The organism is Paenibacillus peoriae (genome assembly GCF_022531965.1).
Classification (GTDB): Bacteria; Bacillota; Bacilli; order Paenibacillales; family Paenibacillaceae; genus Paenibacillus; species Paenibacillus polymyxa_D.
This window is the reverse complement of the sequence record NZ_CP092831.1, coordinates 1,899,283-1,918,957: the sequence shown is the minus strand read 5'-3', so window position 1 is coordinate 1,918,957 and position 19,675 is coordinate 1,899,283. Positions and strand designations below refer to the sequence as shown.

The window sequence follows — 19,675 nt, the reverse complement described above, 5'->3', positions numbered from 1 at the left end:
ACCTCAATCAAGCAACGTTGGCGTAAAGTTCTCTTGCCATGGCAATCCGTGTTTATTTAGGGCTTCCATAAATGGATCTGGATCAAATTCCTCAACGTTGTAAACGCCTGGTTTTTTCCAGATACCTTTGATAATAAGCATTGCGCCGATCATGGCAGGAACACCAGTTGTGTAAGAAATGGCTTGGGAGCCAACCTCTGCATAACATTCCTCATGATCACAAACATTGTAAACATAATAGGTTTTCGGCTTTCCATCTTTCACGCCTTGGATGATGCAACCAATGTTCGTTTTGCCTTTTGTTCTTGGACCCAGAGAAGCCGGATCTGGCAAAATAGCCTTCAGGAATTGCAATGGAATGATTTCTTGTCCTTCGTAATCAATAGGCTCGATCGAAGTCATGCCTACGTTTTGAAGTACATTCAAATGATTCAGATAATTGTCCGAGAACGTCATCCAGAAGCGGATTTTTTTCACGCCTTTAATATTCACTGCAAGAGATTCCAGTTCTTCATGGTACAAAAGATATATATTTTTCGGTCCAATTTCAGGAAGGTCGTATACCTTTTTCTCAGAAAGTGGCTCAGTTTCAATCCATTCTCCGTTTTCAAAGTAACGGCCCTTCGCCGTAATTTCACGAATATTGATTTCCGGATTAAAATTAGTTGCAAAAGGATATCCGTGGTCCCCTGCATTCGCATCCACAATATCAATCGTATGAATTTCATCAAAGTAGTGCTTTTGAGCATAAGCTGTAAATACTCCAGTCACGCCTGGATCAAAACCGCTGCCCAGCAGAGCTGTAATTCCTGCTTTTTCGAATCTTTCTTTGTAGGCCCATTGCCAGCTGTATTCAAACTTCGGCGTATCCGGCGGTTCATAGTTCGCCGTATCAACGTAATGAACACCTGTCTCAAGGCAAGCATCCATTATCGTCAAATCCTGATAAGGGAGAGCCACATTGATAACTACATCCGGTTGAAAGCTTCGAATCAAGTCAATGACCATGTCGGTGTTGTCAGCATCAAGCTGAGCCGTTTGTATCTTCGTACGACCTCCACCCAGCTTCTCTTTAAGCGCATCGCATTTCTCAACAGTTCTGCTTGCGATACAAATTTCTTCAAATACATCTGGGTTTTGGCAACATTTATGCACCACAACGCTGGCCACGCCACCGGCGCCAATAATCAATGCTTTTCCCAAAATAAATAACCTCCTTATTCCATACGCTAATCGCTAATCATTCTTGCAAACAAAATGATTATAAAGACATCCCACCAAATAATCAAGAAAAACGACAATTTGCTGTGTCAAAATTCACAGGAACATGTCACAAAAACTTTACAAAACCCAAAATTAGGCATAAAAATCCGTAAAGTAAGCAGAAAACAACTATTACCCCATACACCCCAGGGAAGTCAGCACACGTTTAACGGAAGTTTTTTTAAATATAATGCGCATAGCCCTAAAGAATTAATATTATCTTATTTCTAAACAAAAGACCACCCCTCCGCATCCTATGAAGATGATTCATGGGGTGGTAAAATAATGGGCTGATAGCGTAATGCCTCATCTACGATCTCTGCCGCACTCAAGTCACGGTCATCCCAGTAGATCAAATCACTGATCCCCGGATGAGGCGTATTTTGCATCACTATGGTCAGCATACTGTCGATTTCCTCTTCTGTTCCCTCATCTCTGATGATTTTTTCTACTAACTGTATAAGCTCACTTCGTTCTAAACGGTCTAAATTTTGGAGTTCCTGGTTGGCTTGATCCAGACTCATATAATTGCCCTCCTTTGTATTGAGTATGATCGGCAATGTGTGGGCCCATCCCTTCTTCTGTAAGCGCTATATGGTCTATCATGAAGCTTTAGGAAACGTTTATGATAAATAAAGCCGCTCCCAGTACGGGAACGGCTCTATATAGTAATAAAGCTTGTTAAACCATGATTTTGCAAATATCGTTCGTGAATTCAACCGGATCTTGCAGCGGCAAGCCTTCGATCAGCAAAGCCTGATTATACAGTAATGCCGTATAGAGGTTTACTTTCTCCTTATCCTCGGCAAAAGCTTCTTTCAAAGAGTTGAACACCGCATGGTTTACGTTAATTTCCAGCACTTTATTCGCTTTGACATCAGCGTTATTAGGCATGGCGTTCAAGATTTTTTCCATCTCAATCGTCACTTCGCCGTCTGCGGATAGACATACCGGATGTGTCTTCAAGCGCTTAGAGGCTTTAACACTGGATACCTTGCCTTCCAGCAAGCCCTTCATGTACTCGAACAGCTCTTTGTTGTCGTTTTGTTCTGCTTCTGTTTCTTTCTCGGTTTCGTCAGGCTCAATGCCCAGATCACCGCTTGATACAGATTTGAATTCTTTCTCTTTGTAGCTTAAGAGCATTTTAATAGCGAACTCATCAATATCATCAGTGAAGTACAGAATTTCGTAGCCTTTGTCGGCCACCATTTCGGTTTGCGGCAGTTTTTCAATACGCTCGTTGGACTCGCCGGAAGCATAATAGATATACTTTTGATCTTCTGGCATACGTGATACGTATTCGTCCAAAGTAACCTGCTTTTTCTCTGTAGAAGAGTAGAACATGAGCAGATCCTGCAGAGTTTCTTTATGTCTGCCGTAATCGTTGTAGACACCAAATTTCAATTGTCTGCCAAATGATTTGTAGAATTGATCATATTTCTCCCGGTCATTTTTGAGCAAGGTCAGCAATTGGCCTTTGATTTTGCTTTCGATATTTTTGGCAATCAGCTTCAGCTGACGGTCATGCTGCAGCATTTCTCTGGAAATGTTGAGTGACAGGCTTTCGGAGTCAACCATACCTTTGACAAAGCTAAAATAATCCGGCAGCAGATCAGGGGATTTTTCCATAATCAGCACACCGTTGGCATACAACTCCAGCCCTTTTTCATATTCCTTGGAGTAGAAATCAAACGGGATATTCTCAGGAATAAACAGAATAGCTTGGTACACTACCGCGCCGTCCGCGCTGACATGGATATGCTGGAGCGGCTTGTCGTAGCCATAGCGTTTTTCCGCATAGAAATTTTGATAATCCTCGTCGGTCAGCTCGCTTTTGTTTTTTCTCCAGATCGGAACCATGCTGTTGATACGCTGTTCTTCCTCGTAATCCTCAAACTCGTTGTCGCTTCCCTCTTTCAACCGCTTGCCTGTAATATCCATTTTAATCGGATAGCGGATAAAGTCGGAGTATTTTTTAATCAGTGCTTTTAAACGATACTCGTCCAAATATTCGTCGTAGGACTCATCTTCGGTGTTTGCTTTGATTTTCAGAACAATCTCGGTTCCGACCTCGTCCTTCTCAGCTGCCTCAATGGTATACCCGTCCGCACCTGTGGATTCCCATTTATATGCAGTATCGCTTCCCAAAGCCTTGGTAGTCACTGTAACCACATCTGCTACCATGAAAGCTGAATAGAAGCCGACGCCGAATTGACCGATGATGTCATGACCATCCTTGGATTCATTTTCATTTTTGAATGCCAGTGAGCCGCTTTTAGCAATAACACCCAGGTTATTTTCTAGTTCTTCCTTAGTCATACCAATCCCGGTATCACGCAGGGTTAGCGTTCTATTATCCTTATTGGCAGTTACTTTGATATAATAATTTTCTTTGTCAAAGACCAGTTGATCATCCGTCAATGCTTTATAATAAATTTTGTCAATCGCATCACTTGCATTGGAGATCAGCTCTCTTAGAAAAATTTCCTTTTGCGTGTAAATCGAGTTAATCATCATTTCGAGCAGACGCTTGGACTCAGCCTGAAACTGTTTTTTCTCCATTCGGATATCTCCTTTCAGATGTAAACCTATGTAAGGCCAGCAGATATGAGCTATGCAAACGATTCTACTTTGTTAGCACTCCCATCTTTCGAGTGCTAGCCTACCTTTTTTATAACATTCCTCATTTTTTATGTCAATATCTCGGTTGGCTGAGCAGTAAAATTACATTTTAGGAAATCGCTAGTGTCTAATGTGTTTAAACATCACGTTAAACATTTCGACAGAGGAGGGAAACAGCCCTTGTACATGGGGAAGCAGATTACTCCTGATCCGCAGCTCATCCTCATCCAAATGCTGTAGGTCCTCATGAAAGAACCAAACAATAGGATAATCGCCGTCCTTATGTCTGCTGCCTACATTTAAACAAACGGGACCTTGGTCGTCCTCTGCTATTGCAAAAGGAATGTAGCCTGCTGACAGCAGAGGTGACCATTGATCGAGCAAATCATAAAATGCCTTTAAGCCTTGACCTACAGGCAGACGTGGAAACTCAACAAACGTACAATCGCTCCAGTACACTCCCGGAATGGACTCATTATCGAATTGTAAAGATACATAATGGTAGGACATGATAAAACTCCTTAGCAGGGGCGGCAGCTCAAAATGGTATTTTTCCTCCATCTCCCGAATTTCCTGTTCAGTAATCTGTGAAGGGAGAGGCTTCCATTTGATCCATCCCTCCTCGTCGACATTCCCATCACGCATTTCAATCGGTACATTTTCTTCCACATCCATAAAAAAGGCTTCATCCATCTGTGCAAATAGTTCCTTCATAGATGTACGAATATCCGCTTTCTTGTCCATGTCCTCACACCTCTTTCCTCTCTATTCGCATTTTGCATCATGGGTTTATGCCAAATGCTCTCTATATGAAAATAGCATTGTATTCATGTGTTACTGCACTTTTAAGTTCAGCTTATCAGAACTTGCTTTTATCACCATTTGCGGAATATTAGTATTACCAGCGCAACGGCTCATAGTTACGCCAGATCATCCAACGTTCTGTCTCGTGAATTAGAGCGGTGCCAATGCTATATTCGTCCTTCGTGCTGCTCTGCAAATCAATCAAATGAAGCATACCACCATACGTTCCAACCGCCAACATGCCTTCATCGGGTGTAACTGCCAGCCCGGATATCGTACTGCCGACAAAATAGCGCCAAAGTTCACGCCCCTCCCTGTCAATCAGACGGAGATAACCGTAGGCATCACCCAAAATAGATCCTTGCGTCAGTGCTGTTGCAGCGTATACTCGCATTTCTTCATTTATCATCGGCCACTCTTCCTTATTCTGAGCAAGACCCTGATCCACCTCAGCAATCGACACTTGAATGGTGGCGCCGTTGTAGAAATGACAGGCATTGTACCAGACATTCAAATCATCTTTGGAAAATACAGCATAATGCGGATAACTAGAATTTGGCTCCAATGTATGCACCGTCTTATCGGACAGATCCATAAGCATATGCTCACTCATCTGGCTACCGTAAGCGATCCAGCGTCCATCCCTTGACACAGCTCCATGGGCCATATCCACAATCGTGTCTTCCAGCTCTAGTTCTCTTCGTTCAGACGTCTTGGGATGGATCAAATCCACCTGATCACCAGCCAACAAATAAACGCCGTAACCGCATACCAGCAGAACTCGCTGTCCATCGCCAAACGGAATCACTTCATCTAATATATCCTCTGGATGCTCTTCATCTCCCAAGCACTCCAAATCAGGAATGGATGCTTTTAAGCGTCCTTGTATATCCTTCCACTGAAAATGTGCTGTCTCTTCTCCTTGCAGATTTAAGTCCGGTTGACGAACAATACGAATCCCCTGTCCATCCACCAACGCAAAATAAGTCCCGTCTGGCGAACAGCCTACTCGATGCAGTCCGGGGATTTGCAAGATTCTATCTTTTCCCGCCACATAGATCATTCCACATTCCCGAGGATTGCCCGCATGTAGAATGACTTCATTGCCTCCATTCATAAAAGCTATCGGCCTAACGGCTTGCAAAGCCTCCTCAAACGCTGCTGTAAGCGGCCAGGATGCAGCCGGAATTTCCCGACGTAACTGCTCTGTTTCCTCTGCCTGATTTGCGTCCTGAATCATACGAAAAATATCTTCAGCCAGTTTGGAGCGTTCGTCTTGCTTTGGCTCTGGCTGCTCCTGCTGCCACTGGCTTTCCATACCGATTCTGACAAATTCATTCACATCTGCAGCATACCTTTTTCCTTCCTGTCGCCACTTTGCTGCCATTTCATGATCCAACCAACTCATTCGCTTCCCCCATCCAGTGTATGTATGCCCCGTTTGATCTACAGGCTTGTTCATTCTGCTAGGTGGTTTCTCACCTTTGTCAGCACAGACCACAGGTCTGTCACTGCCTTCACCTCTTCATAGTCCAGATAGGCATCGTGCTTGTCATAGTATTTTACCGCTATAATCACCATCTGAAGCGTCACTGGCTGTCCAGCAGCCTTAAGGACTTCCACAATACTTTCGAAGGTCGCCAACTCAAACCAGGTTTGAACCTGACGATCTGGCACCCACTTGGGAATAGACTCGTCATGTTCGTTGGTTACGGCTGTACCCTCCTCTGCACATTCCTCTAGCCAATGCTCATCCCAATAATAAATCGGTGTGTGAACAGGGTCCTGATCCCATTGATCTACATTCACATATAACCAGTTATTATGCAGTTGCCCCACGCTATGCACCAATTCCTGCAATCCTTCAAACACACGATAAGACGGGCGCTCTCTGCGACGGTAATCCTCAAGTCTCGTCTCATACCTGCTCATCCCCAGCCACCCCGCTTCCTATATCAGTTAAACACTCAACATTCGTATAACATACATTTACAACTCACAAAATCCGATATAACTACAAGCACCTCGTAAAGTGTCAAGACTACATAAGGAGATTGATCTATTCATGAAAAGAATCACCGCACTTGTTATCCTGTCCTTACTATTACTTGTAACCCCGATCTACGCTACTGCCCCAGCACCTATGCTGGTCTATGTGGATCAAAGTAACCACTCCTTCATCCCGCTCCGTCTCCTGAACAGCTATGAAGGGATCACACTCAACATGACTGCCGCGGACAAAAAAATAGAAATCGCGCAAGGCAATACCCGGATCACATTATTCACCGGACAATCTACCGCCAAAGTGAATGATCAGACGGTCCGTTTGCAAAATGCTCCTTTTACCGATAATGGTTCGACCTATGTACCCTTGCAGTTCATCAGCCAATATCTAAACCTGCAAGTCTCATGGCAAAAGGAAACCTCAGCTGTAAGCATTAAGCAGGGTACAACGTCCGTCACGCTTCCGGTACTTACTGGTAAGCTACCCGGAAATACTCCCCCCATTACAACGGCTCATAAAAGCTTCAAGGTCGGGTCTCGTACCTTTTCCGCTAAGGTGGTCACCGTCTCTATGCTCCATCCCAAGGTAAGCCTAGAGGTGGCTCTAGCAGGCGATACCATTGGTAAAGTGGAAGACTTAAGCAGTCTCGCCAAACGCAATCAAGCGGTTGTAGCCATTAATGGCATATTCTTTGACGCCTATACCAAAAGCTCCTACAAGACGCCTTACGGCTATCTGGTCAGTCACGGAAAGATGTTGAAAAAAAGCTCTGGCGACCAACGAACGGTCTTCACCTACGATGCTAACCATTTATCCGAGCTAATGTCGGGTTCCGCCTTCGAACAACGGTTAAGCCAAGGCAGTGTTAAAGGTGCCCTTCAAGCCGGGCCTCGTCTGGTTACGAACGGTCAGGTTTCCCTAAATGTCAAAGCCGAAGGCTTCAAGGACCCTAAAATATTAACAGGCGGCGGCGCCCGCAGCGCACTCGGAATGAGTCGGGATCATAAGCTGATCCTCCTGACCACAAGCGGAGCGACCATTCCGCAGCTCGCCCAAATGATGAAGCAGGCCGGCGCTTATCAGGCCATGAATCTGGACGGCGGTGCTTCAAGCGGGCTGTATTACAACGGCTCCTATCTCACCACACCCGGCCGCCAAATCAGCAATGCCATTATTGTAAAGTATCAATAGACGGATAAAGGGCTGTCTTCACGGATCTGTAAGCCGTGGGGATAGCCTTTTTCCATTTCCTCTAGCTTCGGTTGTTCCTGCTTCCACCTGTTCAAGCGGCATGTATGACCGTCACGTATTGATCCTGCAATCTACAATCGAATCAGACCTGTAAAGCTATTGCTGCCTTCGCTTCCTTTTTTTATAGAAAGGTAAATACGGTTGTCTTCTCTGCTTGCCATGCATTCATAAAGTCCCGGTTGCAAAGAAAGGAACATCCCTCCCCATACACACTCAGGCTCCAGCCCACCACTTGTGGCTTCCTCCCCTGCTCCAATAAATAGGTTGCCTGAGGGAACCTTCAAAAACAGCCGCACAGCAGGCTTGTCGATATGATCTGTCATCACAACCTCATACGTTCCGTCCGCTCCCAGATTCAAAAAAGCTACATTTCCTTTGTTCAACTCGCCCAGCTCGTCCTCTTCAATGGACCACCAATCCGGCTCATCGTTCAAGCGATGCTTCAGAGCTTGCGTATCAAATAGGCAAAGAGTCGCCGTGTCTGTCGTAAATTGAAATGGACTGATTGCCATGTTCATCATACAATCCTCCTGATAATAGTCAGCGAATTTCCGTTTTCCCACGTCTTCCGCTATCCGTATTGCTATAGATTTGAGGGAAATTATCCCTGTATGTAAAGTATAACAATGCTTGCAGGGCCAGACAACATGTTGGACTAACACCCATTCTGCATAAAAAGCCCTCCCTCACGATGTCGTGAAAGAAGGCCGATTTGTGATTTAAGCGATGCTAACCTGCTGTTAGATCAGAAAAGACTTAGTAATAATTACCAACAAAATGAACAATACCAAAATCGCTCCTGTGGATGTCCATGCTCCACCGTAACCTACTTCACCCATGTCTGAATCCCTCCTTGCATTAAAGCTTACTCTTATCGTATGTAGAAAAGTGGATAACGACAGGGCGAATCGGCAAGTTTATTGCCATAGAAGGGCTACTCAAAAAATGGACTGATACGTTTGAGATAGATCGCTAATGACTCTGGATGACAACTGGCAGAGAATATCGTTAGTTCTGCGCAACAGCCTGCTCACATCCTTGTGCCTCATCATTTGAAGGAGCGGGGTTTCTAACTGGGATGAAAGAAATTGAGTGGTACCTATAAATACGACAACATCTAATCCAGGGTGGTTTCGGTATGTAATAAGTGCAGCAGGTCAGTCATAGACAGGAATCCGGGAGGAAAAAGGCTGTTGTTTTCTTTCATATATAGAGCTTTTAACATGGAAGTTAACGCCCAGTCACATAGGATAATGCAGCATTGGACTTGATTGTGCTTGTACAGGATTTGGGCTAGTTTCATGTGGTATTGAGATAGAGTGTGGAAATCGGTTATTGAATTATGTAGGTGTTGTGAGGGTCTGGACGGTTGAGGGGGACTTGGAATAAAGGTAGAAGGGCTTCTTTCATATCTATTCCTCCAGAGAATTTCAATATTAGTCTTATTATACTCCAAAATAATACTTATAGATATTATTATTATTTATTATATTCATTATTCAATGTTTTCGTTTGGATATCTTGTCTACACTTTTAGAATAGTGAGGTGTAGACGATGGAAGATAAAGAAGTTCTTAAATTAGTGGGTGCCAGAATACGTGCTTTGCGAAAAGAAAAAGGATTGTCTCAGGAGTCGCTTGGGGAAAAAGGTGGATTCCATTTTTCATACATAGGGCAGATTGAGCGTGGAGAAAAAAACGTATCTTTAATAAATATAGCTAAAATTGCTAATGCACTGGATGTTAATTTGATTCAGCTTTTTGCTTATGTAAATGAGGATATTAAGGTTACAAAACATGAAACTGATATACAAGAAATCGTAAAAATACTCCAAAAATCGAGTCCAGAGAAAGTACGCTTGGCGAGGAATGTGATACGGGAGATTACAAAATAAAAGGATTTTTTAGCAAAAATAAAGGAGCCACCTTTAGTTAACAAGGCAGTTCCTATTGCACTATTGTTTTACGTAAGTTCAATACCCTATCGAACATTAAAATAACATATATATATCCAGTATTATCTTAATTTCAAGTTTCTTATATAAAAGCGCGAACCGAATCGAATACGAAATTGCAAAGGATTTCCCGCCATTATGAAATTATTGGCTTCTAGGTAGTTTCTTGCGGTCATTCAATTTAAATTTTCTTTTTACCCTTTTTGTGGGCAATACCATACGAACATTTTTTAGCTTCGCTTTTCTTTGGGCACTATTTGTAATAAGGTTGACTGTAAAGTTCACGAAACCGCGTTGGATGTTAAGTGTTTTAAAACCAACTCTTCTGCAATTATTGCATAGATTACCATTAATATTCCAGATCCAACATCCACTGAAGTTATAATTAGGAACATGTATGGGGAAACTACCTGACCACACAAGATTTCTTGATACGCTCTCAGCGTAATAATATATTGTTCTATCCCCTACGTTGCCAGTAACAACTTCCCTCGTTTGACCAGGCGCCAAACGGTACCAGGTAGACAATATACCAGTTTGTCCCACAAAGACAAACCCACACCTACTCGCGTGATAGAAAATGGCTACCTGTACGGTAGAATTGGTGCTGTTTCGAAAATAAAGACTCATTTTTTTGTCACTCCCTCTTAATACCATTCTACAATCCATTGTATGCAAGAGTTGTAAATAGGAAGTGGACAAACATAAAAGAGTCTTAGCCTTTTTTAGGATACTCAGAGATTATGCTTTTTTAGAGTTTCCCGCCATCAGTTTGGCGAAACCATATGACCATGTTGTTAATGTTATAGAATTCAATCAAAAGAAAACCCCCACCTAATCTTGTAAAGATCAAAAAACACGTCCATATATGACGTGTTTTTCAATAAAATATCTTTAACTAATAGAACCTTTTAAATATCCTAAACCAAACCTTACTTCCAAATCTCGTCCGCAATCTCTTTAATGAAAGCAAGCTTTTTCCACTGCTGCTCTTCTGTCAGAATATTGCCCTCTTCTGTCGAAGCAAAGCCGCATTGTGGGCTGAGGCAGATGTGGTTGATGTCGACGAATTGAGTCGCTTCCTTAATGCGATTAATGACCGTCTGCTTGTCTTCCAGTTCACCCGTTTTGGAGGAAACGAGACCCAGTACGACCTGCTTTTGATCTTTCAGATGCTTAAGCGGTGTGAAATCGCCTGCACGGTCGGTATCGAATTCGAGATAGTAGCCGTCGATGTTGTCGATGCCGAACAGGGTTTCGGCTACAGGCTCATAGCCGCCAGAAGATGCCCAGGTGGAATGGTAGTTACCACGGCATACATGGGTCGTAACGACCAAATCGGCTGGAAGATCCTTCACCGTTTCCTGATTCACACGGGCGAACAGCTTTTTGGTATCTTCCACATTTTCACCCGCATGCTGTCTAGCTTCCCAATAGTTTTTATCACAGAGCATACCCCATGTGCAATCATCCAGTTGCAAGCTGCGGCAACCCTCATTGTACAACGCTTGAATCACGGATTTGTAGGCTTTGGCGATATCCGTCACCAGTTCATCCAGATTGCTGTAATACGTATCGGTTGTTTCTTTATTCTCTCCGCGCAATAGCTCGGCCAGGAACTGTGCAGGTGCCGGGATCGTTTGGCGTGCGATCGCATCCTCACCTGCTACTTGCTTCAGGAATTTGAAATCTTCAATGAAAGGATGACGGGAATGTCCGATTTTACCGGACAAGCGTGCAGTTTCCGCTCTTGTTTCCACACCTTGGAATTGGTAGCCGTTCAAAAGCTGTACCTTTTCCACACCGTCCAGACCCCACATAAAATCAAGATGCCACCAGGAGCGTCTGAATTCACCGTCCGTCACGGCTTGAAGTCCTACGGATTTTTGCTTTTCCACTAGCTTGATAATTTCGTTATCTTCAATCTTTCTCAGCTCGTCCGCAGAGATTTCATTATTTTGAAATTGAATTCTGGCGTCTTTAATCGCTTGCGGGCGCAAAAAGCTGCCGACCATATCATGTCTAAAAGGGGTCACTTTACGTTGGGATGCATTATCAAGGATGCTGCTCATTAGGGTTATCTCCTTTTTCGCTTCTATAGTGAAGTTCTTGTAAGAAAGATAACATACATTTTCAGTTATAAGGTAACTCCAATAAACTATAGCTAGTTATAGCCTAGGGCTATACCCAACTTTTTATTCCCCTATCGCCTCATGCAGCGCTTCTACATAGACAGTGGCCAGCTTGGAGAGCGCAGCATTTTTATGGCAAATCCATCCCACATTAATAGACTCATCACATTCCAGAGGGACGGAAATAATGTCGTTACCGTTCAGATCGGCACTGATCACTCCGGTAGAAATGGTATAGCCGTTCAACCCAATGAGCAGATTAAAAAGGGTCGCCCGGTCATGGACGCGAATGCTTTTGGGATGCGATAACGTACTGAGAATCTCCTCGGAAAAGTGAAAGGAATTGTACTCCCCTTGCTCAAAGGACAAATACGGATACGGATAAAGCTGGTCAATGGTCACGATGGACTGTTGGGATAGCGGATTATTGGCACTGATAAAAATATGTGGCTTGGCCGTAAACAGGCTGTTGAATTGTAGATTCGCATCTTTTAGCAGCTTGTTAATGACCTTGGCGTTAAATTCGTTCAGATACAGGATTCCGATCTCACTGCGCAGGCTTTTGACATCCTGTATGATTTCATGGGTTTTGGTCTCTCGCAAAGCCAATTCATACTCTTCTTGACCATATTGATTCACCAGATTCACAAATGCATTTACGGCAAAAGCGTAATGCTGCGTGGACACAGCAAAATGCTGTGGTGTAGGCTTGGCATCCAGATAGCGACTTTCCAGCAGCTCCGCCTGCTCAACGACCTGACGTGCATAACCGAGGAATTCCACGCCTTCCTTGGACAAAGAAATCCCCTTATTGGTACGCTCAAAAATGGTGATATGAATTTCTTCCTCCAGATCACGAATCGCGTTCGACAGACTGGGCTGGGAAATGAACAACCGCTTTGCCGCCTCATTCATGGAACCGCGATTGGCAACCTCAATGACATATTTTAATTGTTGTAAGGTCAATGCATGATGTCCTTTCCGTTTGTGTTTCTTCTATTATATAATACACGATCACACTTCTGGGAAAGGAGTAATTGAATGCCTGAATGAAATCAAACTCTCCCCCAAGGCTACAAATACAAACACCTCCTCAAAATGGTAACATCCATTTCAAGGAGGTGCTTTTTCACGGCGGCTTTAATTAACGAATTTCACCGTTTGTGGAGATCAGCTTTTGATACCAATAAAAGCTTTGTTTACGAATACGACGCAGATCCTTGAGATCAAACTCCTCACGATCCACATAAATAAACCCGTAGCGCTTACTGGAGCCCTGGTGGGTACTCACCAGATCAATTGCAGACCACGGACAGAAGCCGAACACTTCTACACCATCTGTAATAGCCAGTTGAATCTGCTCGATATGTTTGTTGAAAAAGTCAATGCGGTAAGGATCATTCACTACATCCCCTTCTTCAAGCTTGTCAAAAGCGCCCAAGCCATTCTCTGTCACAATCAAAGGCAAGTGGTAGCGAGAATAAATTTGGCGTAACGTGGATCTAAAACCGACCGGATCAATCTCCCAACCAAACTCCGTCGTTTGCAGGTTGGGGTTGACGGAACCTCGATATGCTCCGGGTTCACCCACAATTTCATGCTGATCTCCTGTATGTGAAAAATCATTCCCGTCATCTAAACTTTCTCCTACGGTTTGAGAGGTATAATAATTAAATGCGATAAAGTCCGGGTTCCCCTTCGCTAATATATCCATATCCCCTTCTTCAATGACAGGCTCATAGCCTTTCTCGACCAAATAGCTCCAGGCAATATGGTTGTATCGGCCAAACACAGCCATATCCAGATAGAGCCAGTTGCGAATAGCTGCATAGTTGTCCGCCGCCAGCGTATCTTCAGGCTTGGAACTGGCTGGATAGATAACCCCAATATTCGGTGCTGGTCCAATTTTCGCGTCAGGCAGCATCTCGTGGCACAATACCATCGCCTTCGCCTGTGCGACTAACATATGATGATTTTGTTGGTACAGTACCTTTTGCAGATTTTCCAGACTTGTATCTAATGTGCCAATAGAACCGGGATGGAGAATCAGCATGTTCTGCTCATTAATGGTTAACCAATATTTCACCCTGTCTCCAAAGTTCTCAAACAATGTTTTGGCATACTGTTCGAAGGCATCAATCGTCTCCCTTTTCGACCAACCGCCTTGTTGTTCAAGAGCATAAGGCAGATCAAAATGATACATGGTAACCATCGGTTCAATCCCGTATTTAATTAGTTCGTCAATTAATAAGCTGTAAAACGCGATTCCCTTCTGATTCACTTCACCTGCCCCCAGGGGATAAATACGTGTCCAAGCAATCGAGAAACGATATGCTTTAAAGCCCATTTCAGCCATCAGGGCTACGTCTTCTTTGAACATATGGTAATGATCACTGGTTACCTTAAAATCAGTGACCCCTTCGACGTGATTAGCCATGTCAATGACAGAAGGTCCTTTTCCATCTTCGTCCCATGCACCCTCTACTTGATAAGCGGAAGTGGAACCTCCCCAGAAAAAATTTTCAGGAAATGCCTTCAATTGATTATGTTTCATGCTATAGTCCCTCCAGTTATCGTTATATCCTTCTGATTTTGCAATTCATGAATGTGATGATAGGCTTTCCTGTATCACACAACCAACGTTAGCAATACTTCATTTTTTTGAATTTGCTCCTGATTTGTCTCAAACACATCCACTTTATTTTTTGTAAGCGTGACGATGACAGGGGTCACGATTTCGTATCCTGCTTCAATAATCTGCTCTCTGTCAAACTGGATTAGCAAATCGCCCTGTTTCACGCTGTCGCCTTCTTTAACCACTGGATTAAAATGCTTCCCTTTCAGCGCAACGGTGTTAATTCCGATATGAATTAATATCTCCGTACCCGCCTTTGAAGTCAAGCCGATGGCGTGTCCTGTGGGAAACAGCGAGGTTACAACTCCATCTATAGGCGCTACGACCTCACCGACAGACGGCTCAATGGCTAAGCCTTTTCCCATCGCCCCTGTAGAAAATGCCGAATCATTCACTTGGCTCAATGGTATCGTCTTGCCTGTGATCGGGCTGTAGATCGTTTCTTTCTTGATGTCAACAGCCTTGGTTGCTGTAACAACAGGTTCTGGTTCTGCTGTTTTCACGGATTCAACTGTTTCTGGGGTCTCCTCCTTCACCTTGCTTTCATACCCAAAAATAAGGGTTAGTGCGGTTGCTGCCGCGAATGAGCAGGCAATGGCAATCACGTATAACAAGGTTGGCGTATACACTGGAATCGCAAAAATGTTGTGAAACACATACGCCGTCATTTTCACTCCAAAATGTCCATTGATGGCACCGCCTAGAGCACCTGCGATAATGACAATCGGAATGACACGTTTATAGCGAAGCACCAGACCATACACAATCGGCTCTGTCACACCAGCCAGCAATCCTGTAATACTCGTGGAACCGGCAAGAGTTCTAAGTGTTTTATCTTTTCTCGCCTTCAGGAAGATACCAAATGCGACCCCAATTTGAGCAAATACAGCTGCTGCAGCCATCGCCTCAATCGGATCACCGCCAACACCGATATTTTGAATCGTGATCGGGGTAAAACCCCAGTGAAGTCCGAAGACGACCATAAAGGTCATAAAACCGCCAAGAACAATCCCTGACAAAATGCCACTTACACCGATTAACCATGTCACACCTGAAGAAATCCAATCTCCTACCCCTGTACCGAAAGGTCCAAAAGCCATCGCAGATAGCGGAACCATAATCATTAAAGCCAGCATCGGAACTAAAAATAGCTGTAAATCCTTAAGAATGATCTTCTTCAAAAACTTATCTACCAACGCATAGATGCTAATGGATATAAAAATCGGGAAAACACTGGCGGAGTAGTTCATCATGACCACCGGTATTCCTAAAAACGATACATCAGAGCCTTTGTCCATCAGCCCCGTAAAGTTGGGTTCCATGAGAGCCGCACCGATCACACCAGCTACATAAGGATTCGCCTTCAGCTTTATACCAAGCGTAATCCCTAGTAAAATCGGCAAGAAGTAAAACACAGCATTCCCTGCAGCAGACAGGATCATATAAGTATCACTTGTTGCAGACATCCATCCTAGCAAGGTCAAAACCGTCAGGAGTGCTTTTATCATTCCCGAGCCCGCCATCGCTGGAATCAATGGGGAGAAACTACCGGAAATGACTTCAAAGATTGTGGATATGACCGATGTTTTTTTCCCACTGGATTCACTGGCTGCAGGGGAATTCGATCCAAAATCCCTGTTTTTCATGATCTCTGCATATACATAGGCAACATGGCTGCCAATAACAACTTGGAATTGTCCTCCGCTTTCAACAACGGTAATGATTCCCTCATGCTTCTCAAGCGCTTCTCTTTCGGCTTTTCGTGAATCCTTCAGGTCAAATCGGAGTCGTGTAGCACAATGGACAAGTCCATTGATATTTTCTTCTCCTCCAACGAGACGTACGATGTCTTCGCCCATTTTCTTATGATCCATGTTCATTCTCCTCTTGGGCAGATTGCCTGGAAACAAAAAAATACCTAAACGAAAGGCCTGTATGATCAAAGAAAATGATCACTGCCATTCATTTAGGTATCGCCTGCTTAACCAGTAACAATCCTTATATTTAAGTTGTGAGCCTACTATAAATCACTTAGAAATCGTTTGCAAGCTTTTTTTCTAAGAACTAGCTATATCATTTCTGGAGGTTACACGCTGTATATGAATCGTCAAATACACTTTTTCATCAATCGACATAGCACTTTCATGCTTTAACTCTAAATATTGATTGATTAATTGGGTGCATTGAAAAGCCTTCTCGTATTTATCTTTGACTTGGTCATACAAGAAATTATCCCCTGAAGCTAGTTGTTCTTGTTCATTGCTCAGCAATCGTTGGGCAAAGTACTGCAAATGAGTAATAAAACGGGAATAATTGAACGAAGTTTCATCCAGTGTAATCTCGTAGTAATCGGTTACAATGTTGAAAATGTCATCAATAATCTCGGTAATCTCAACCGTTTGTTTCATTCCCTGACCGTCTTGTCTTGCATTTACAAAATGCATAGCAATAAAGCTTGCTTCATGCTCATCCATTTGGATGCCAAATTGAGCATGGATGATGTCCAATGCGTTCATTCCGATCATAAATTCTTTTTTGTAAAATTTTTTAATTTGCCATAACAGTGAATTTTTAAGTCCTACGGATTTTCTGTATCGAGAGATGGCAAATTGAATATGGTCAATCAGAGAAATATAGATATTGTCACTAAAAATATCTCCCATTTCCTTTTTTGCGCTGCCTACAATTTCATCCGCCACCTTTAAATACTCTACAGATGTTTCCCCAATAAGATCTATTAATTTTTGTGGAATTTTATCGGACTTTAATACAAAGGTTTTTTCTATTTTGTCTTCATCGACCCTCTGGCCATTTTTCTTTTTAAAGCCTAGACCATTCCCTATGACAACAAATTCATGACCCACCTGATTTTCGACTCGGATAACATTGTTGTTAAAAATTTGCCGGATGATCATTTATCTGCTCACCTCATTGATGTAATGACAAAGTTTGTAATAACAAAAAAAAAACCAAATAACGACTAAATCAATTAGTCATTATTTGGGTATCGCCTGCTCACCAGTAACAATCCCGAAGGGCACTTCACCCCTCATTCAATTACTCTTACTATACCGCTTTCAATGCAGAATAACAATACAATCATGCCAAAAAACCGCCAAACACTCGGAATCCTTTGTGCTTAGCAGTTTTTTTAGGTTCATGCTTAACTTTCTTGCTCTTTGCAAAACACCTCTTTGGCAACCTGAATGGCTGAGGCTGCCCGGGGCCATCCTACATAAAAGGCAAGCTGTGTAATGACTTCAACCAGTTCTTCCTCCGAAATCCCGTTTTCCTTGGCCAGGTTCAGATGATAAGGAAGTTGATTCACATGCTCACCCGCTACCAGAGCGGCAACTGTAATGAGACTCCGTTCCCTTAGAGATAGCTCACCTCTTCTCCATACATCTCCAAAAAGGACATCCTCCGTATAACCTACAAAAGCGGGAGCAAAATCACCGATCGTTTCCCGAACACTCGATCTAATCAATTTATGCTTCATACAATCATCTGGGCAAGTCCATTGCCAAAGGACCAATCCTCTAATTCAGTCTCTACCAGTGTCACAAAAACATCCTCCGGTCGGACTTTACATTCAATAGAGATGAGTTCGGCTAATCTTTGGTAAAAATCCTTTTTTTGTTCCGTAGTTCTACCCGATCCCATCGTAATTTGGATGTACAGCAGCTTGTCTGTTCTGGATACATTCAAATAATCGGGACTATAATAAAACTCGCTTTGCTTATGAGCATGAAAAGCCTGAAAGTAATCTTTTTCCGGAACCTGAAAATGTTCGATCAAAGCATTCATGATACAGCAGCTAATGTCAGACAGCTCTTGCTCTGTGTATTGTTGCTCCATGTAGCCAACTCGTACAAATGGCATGTTCATCTCTCCTATCCGTTGGGATAAGATGATTGTACTCCCCTTACTTTCATCTGTATAATTGAAAATAATCATAAATATATTCAATTTCATCGATGGAGATGAGCAAGCGTGGATCTGAAAGAATTAACTACATTTCGTACCATAATCGAAGAAGGAACGTTTTCAAAAGCTGCTGTCAAATTAAACTACGCTCAGTCTACAGTCACGAACCAAATCCAGAGGCTTGAAAAAGAGCTGGGATTTCAACTTTTTAAAAGGGGTTGGGATGCGGAGTTAACGTCCCCGGGCAAACTATATGCCGAGGAGATAGACGGACTTATTCAGCATTGGAATTTTGTAATGGACCAGGCGAAGTCGCTGAAAAAGGAGGAGATCGGCACGCTCCATATCGGTGTGCTTGAAACGGTAGCGGCTACCTTACTCCCCTTGGCTCTGCAGCAGTTTCGAGAGCATAAACCGAATATTACATGTCATTTTACAGTTGGAAACACGGATGCACTCGCACATGCTTTGGTGGATGGTAAGCTGGATTTTGCTATCTCTGGGGAACCTCACTCCATTCCTTCTTTACACTTTGAATCCATATTTCACGAACACATCGCCTTTATTGTGTCCCGTAATCATCCCTTCGCGGCAAAAAGTGAGCTTCAGCTCGAAGATCTGTACGCGTATCCGCTTATCGTCGGAGGTAAGAACTGCTTGTACCATATACGACTGGAGAAAGAGCTTTCACACTTCCCGTCGATGCCGTTTTTTTATACTGTCAGTCAAATCTCGTCGATCCCCACGTTCGTAAAAACGATTCCTTCAGTTGGAGTGGTTCTATCGTCAATGCCTTTGCCGGAGGAACTGGTCACCGTCCCCCTCCAGTTAACAGACCCTAATATTGCCGTTGGACTATTACAAAACAACCATCACCAGCAGTATATGTCTTCGGCCCGAAAGCTATTTATACAGCTGGTTAAGGAGCTTTGCAGGCTATAGCATCTATGAGAGACTACTAATAAGTTATATCATCTTTGCATAAAGAAAAAACCGCTAAACACTCAGAAACCTGGTGTTTAGCGGCTTTACTATTTTGAAGGCCTAAGAAAATGTGGCCCTCTCTTTATTTTTATACTCTT

The 19,675-nt window shown here is 43.3% G+C and carries 19 protein-coding genes; 3 read left to right on the top strand and 16 right to left on the bottom strand.

Annotation, left to right across the window (positions count from 1 at the left end; genetic code table 11):
• Positions 1 to 3 precede the first annotated feature (3 nt).
• From MLD56_RS08705 to MLD56_RS08680, 6 genes are all read right to left on the bottom strand, one after another.
• The gene (locus tag MLD56_RS08705; RefSeq protein ID WP_029516664.1) at positions 4 to 1,203 is read right to left on the bottom strand and encodes a saccharopine dehydrogenase family protein; all 1,200 of its coding nucleotides are present in this window, start codon (positions 1,201 to 1,203) and stop codon (positions 4 to 6) included.
• Positions 1,204 to 1,517: 314 nt separating this feature from the next.
• The gene (locus MLD56_RS08700; protein WP_029516663.1) at positions 1,518 to 1,787 is read right to left on the bottom strand and encodes a bacteriocin immunity protein; all 270 of its coding nucleotides are present in this window, start codon (positions 1,785 to 1,787) and stop codon (positions 1,518 to 1,520) included.
• 157 nt (positions 1,788 to 1,944) lie between these two features.
• Positions 1,945 to 3,825, bottom strand: a complete 1,881-nt coding sequence (htpG, locus tag MLD56_RS08695; RefSeq protein ID WP_029516662.1) for a molecular chaperone HtpG — start codon at positions 3,823 to 3,825, stop codon at positions 1,945 to 1,947.
• 180 nt (positions 3,826 to 4,005) lie between these two features.
• Positions 4,006 to 4,629 (bottom strand): SMI1/KNR4 family protein, encoded by a 624-nt coding sequence (locus tag MLD56_RS08690; protein WP_029516661.1) that lies wholly within the window; start codon positions 4,627 to 4,629, stop codon positions 4,006 to 4,008.
• A 154-nt stretch (positions 4,630 to 4,783) separates the two neighbouring features.
• A complete protein-coding gene (locus MLD56_RS08685; RefSeq protein ID WP_029516660.1) occupies positions 4,784 to 6,097 on the bottom strand; it encodes a WD40 repeat domain-containing protein in 1,314 nt (437 codons plus the stop codon).
• A 50-nt stretch (positions 6,098 to 6,147) separates the two neighbouring features.
• On the bottom strand, positions 6,148 to 6,621 hold the full coding sequence (locus tag MLD56_RS08680; protein WP_029516659.1) for a DUF7716 domain-containing protein: 474 nt from the start codon (positions 6,619 to 6,621) through the stop codon (positions 6,148 to 6,150).
• Positions 6,622 to 6,754: 133 nt separating this feature from the next.
• Here MLD56_RS08680 and MLD56_RS08675 point away from each other — a divergent pair, with 133 nt between their 5' ends.
• Positions 6,755 to 7,885: a phosphodiester glycosidase family protein gene (locus MLD56_RS08675; protein WP_029516658.1), complete on the top strand. Its 1,131-nt coding sequence runs from the start codon at positions 6,755 to 6,757 to the stop codon at positions 7,883 to 7,885.
• Between the two features lie 131 nt (positions 7,886 to 8,016).
• Here the strand turns inward: MLD56_RS08675 and MLD56_RS08670 are convergent, their stop codons facing one another.
• A complete protein-coding gene (locus MLD56_RS08670) occupies positions 8,017 to 8,463 on the bottom strand; it encodes a DUF6386 family protein (RefSeq protein WP_239645164.1) in 447 nt (148 codons plus the stop codon).
• Between the two features lie 222 nt (positions 8,464 to 8,685).
• Complete coding sequence (locus MLD56_RS08665) at positions 8,686 to 8,784, bottom strand: hypothetical protein (protein WP_014599622.1); 99 nt, start codon at positions 8,782 to 8,784, stop codon at positions 8,686 to 8,688.
• Positions 8,785 to 9,500: 716 nt separating this feature from the next.
• Between MLD56_RS08665 and MLD56_RS08660 the strand changes: the two genes are divergently transcribed.
• Positions 9,501 to 9,839: a helix-turn-helix domain-containing protein gene (locus MLD56_RS08660; RefSeq protein WP_029516656.1), complete on the top strand. Its 339-nt coding sequence runs from the start codon at positions 9,501 to 9,503 to the stop codon at positions 9,837 to 9,839.
• Positions 9,840 to 10,043: 204 nt separating this feature from the next.
• On the opposite strand, the gene MLD56_RS26105 is transcribed toward MLD56_RS08660, so the two are convergent.
• From MLD56_RS26105 to MLD56_RS08625, 8 genes are all read right to left on the bottom strand, one after another.
• Entirely contained in the window at positions 10,044 to 10,529 is a 486-nt protein-coding gene (locus tag MLD56_RS26105; RefSeq protein ID WP_029516655.1) for a DUF1036 domain-containing protein, read from the bottom strand.
• 302 nt (positions 10,530 to 10,831) lie between these two features.
• A complete protein-coding gene (locus tag MLD56_RS08655; RefSeq protein ID WP_029516654.1) occupies positions 10,832 to 11,971 on the bottom strand; it encodes a 5-methyltetrahydropteroyltriglutamate--homocysteine S-methyltransferase in 1,140 nt (379 codons plus the stop codon).
• A gap of 123 nt (positions 11,972 to 12,094) precedes the next feature.
• Entirely contained in the window at positions 12,095 to 12,997 is a 903-nt protein-coding gene (locus MLD56_RS08650; RefSeq protein ID WP_029516653.1) for a LysR family transcriptional regulator, read from the bottom strand.
• A 178-nt stretch (positions 12,998 to 13,175) separates the two neighbouring features.
• Positions 13,176 to 14,585, bottom strand: coding sequence for a glycoside hydrolase family 1 protein (locus MLD56_RS08645; protein WP_029516652.1), 1,410 nt, complete (start codon positions 14,583 to 14,585; stop codon positions 13,176 to 13,178).
• Between the two features lie 74 nt (positions 14,586 to 14,659).
• Positions 14,660 to 16,540, bottom strand: coding sequence for a beta-glucoside-specific PTS transporter subunit IIABC (locus tag MLD56_RS08640; protein ID WP_029516651.1), 1,881 nt, complete (start codon positions 16,538 to 16,540; stop codon positions 14,660 to 14,662).
• Positions 16,541 to 16,723: 183 nt separating this feature from the next.
• A complete protein-coding gene (gene licT / locus MLD56_RS08635) occupies positions 16,724 to 17,581 on the bottom strand; it encodes a BglG family transcription antiterminator LicT (RefSeq protein WP_029516650.1) in 858 nt (285 codons plus the stop codon).
• Between the two features lie 248 nt (positions 17,582 to 17,829).
• Positions 17,830 to 18,165 carry a carboxymuconolactone decarboxylase family protein gene (locus tag MLD56_RS08630; RefSeq protein ID WP_029516649.1) on the bottom strand — a complete coding sequence of 112 codons (336 nt, stop codon included), beginning with the start codon at positions 18,163 to 18,165 and terminating at the stop codon, positions 17,830 to 17,832.
• Positions 18,162 to 18,548, bottom strand: a complete 387-nt coding sequence (locus MLD56_RS08625; protein ID WP_029516648.1) for a tautomerase family protein — start codon at positions 18,546 to 18,548, stop codon at positions 18,162 to 18,164. The genes MLD56_RS08630 and MLD56_RS08625 overlap by 4 nt, the downstream gene beginning before the upstream one ends.
• A 111-nt stretch (positions 18,549 to 18,659) precedes the next feature.
• On the opposite strand from MLD56_RS08625, the gene MLD56_RS08620 reads away from it, so the two are divergent.
• Positions 18,660 to 19,535, top strand: a complete 876-nt coding sequence (locus MLD56_RS08620) for a LysR family transcriptional regulator (protein WP_029516647.1) — start codon at positions 18,660 to 18,662, stop codon at positions 19,533 to 19,535.
• Positions 19,536 to 19,675 lie beyond the last annotated feature (140 nt).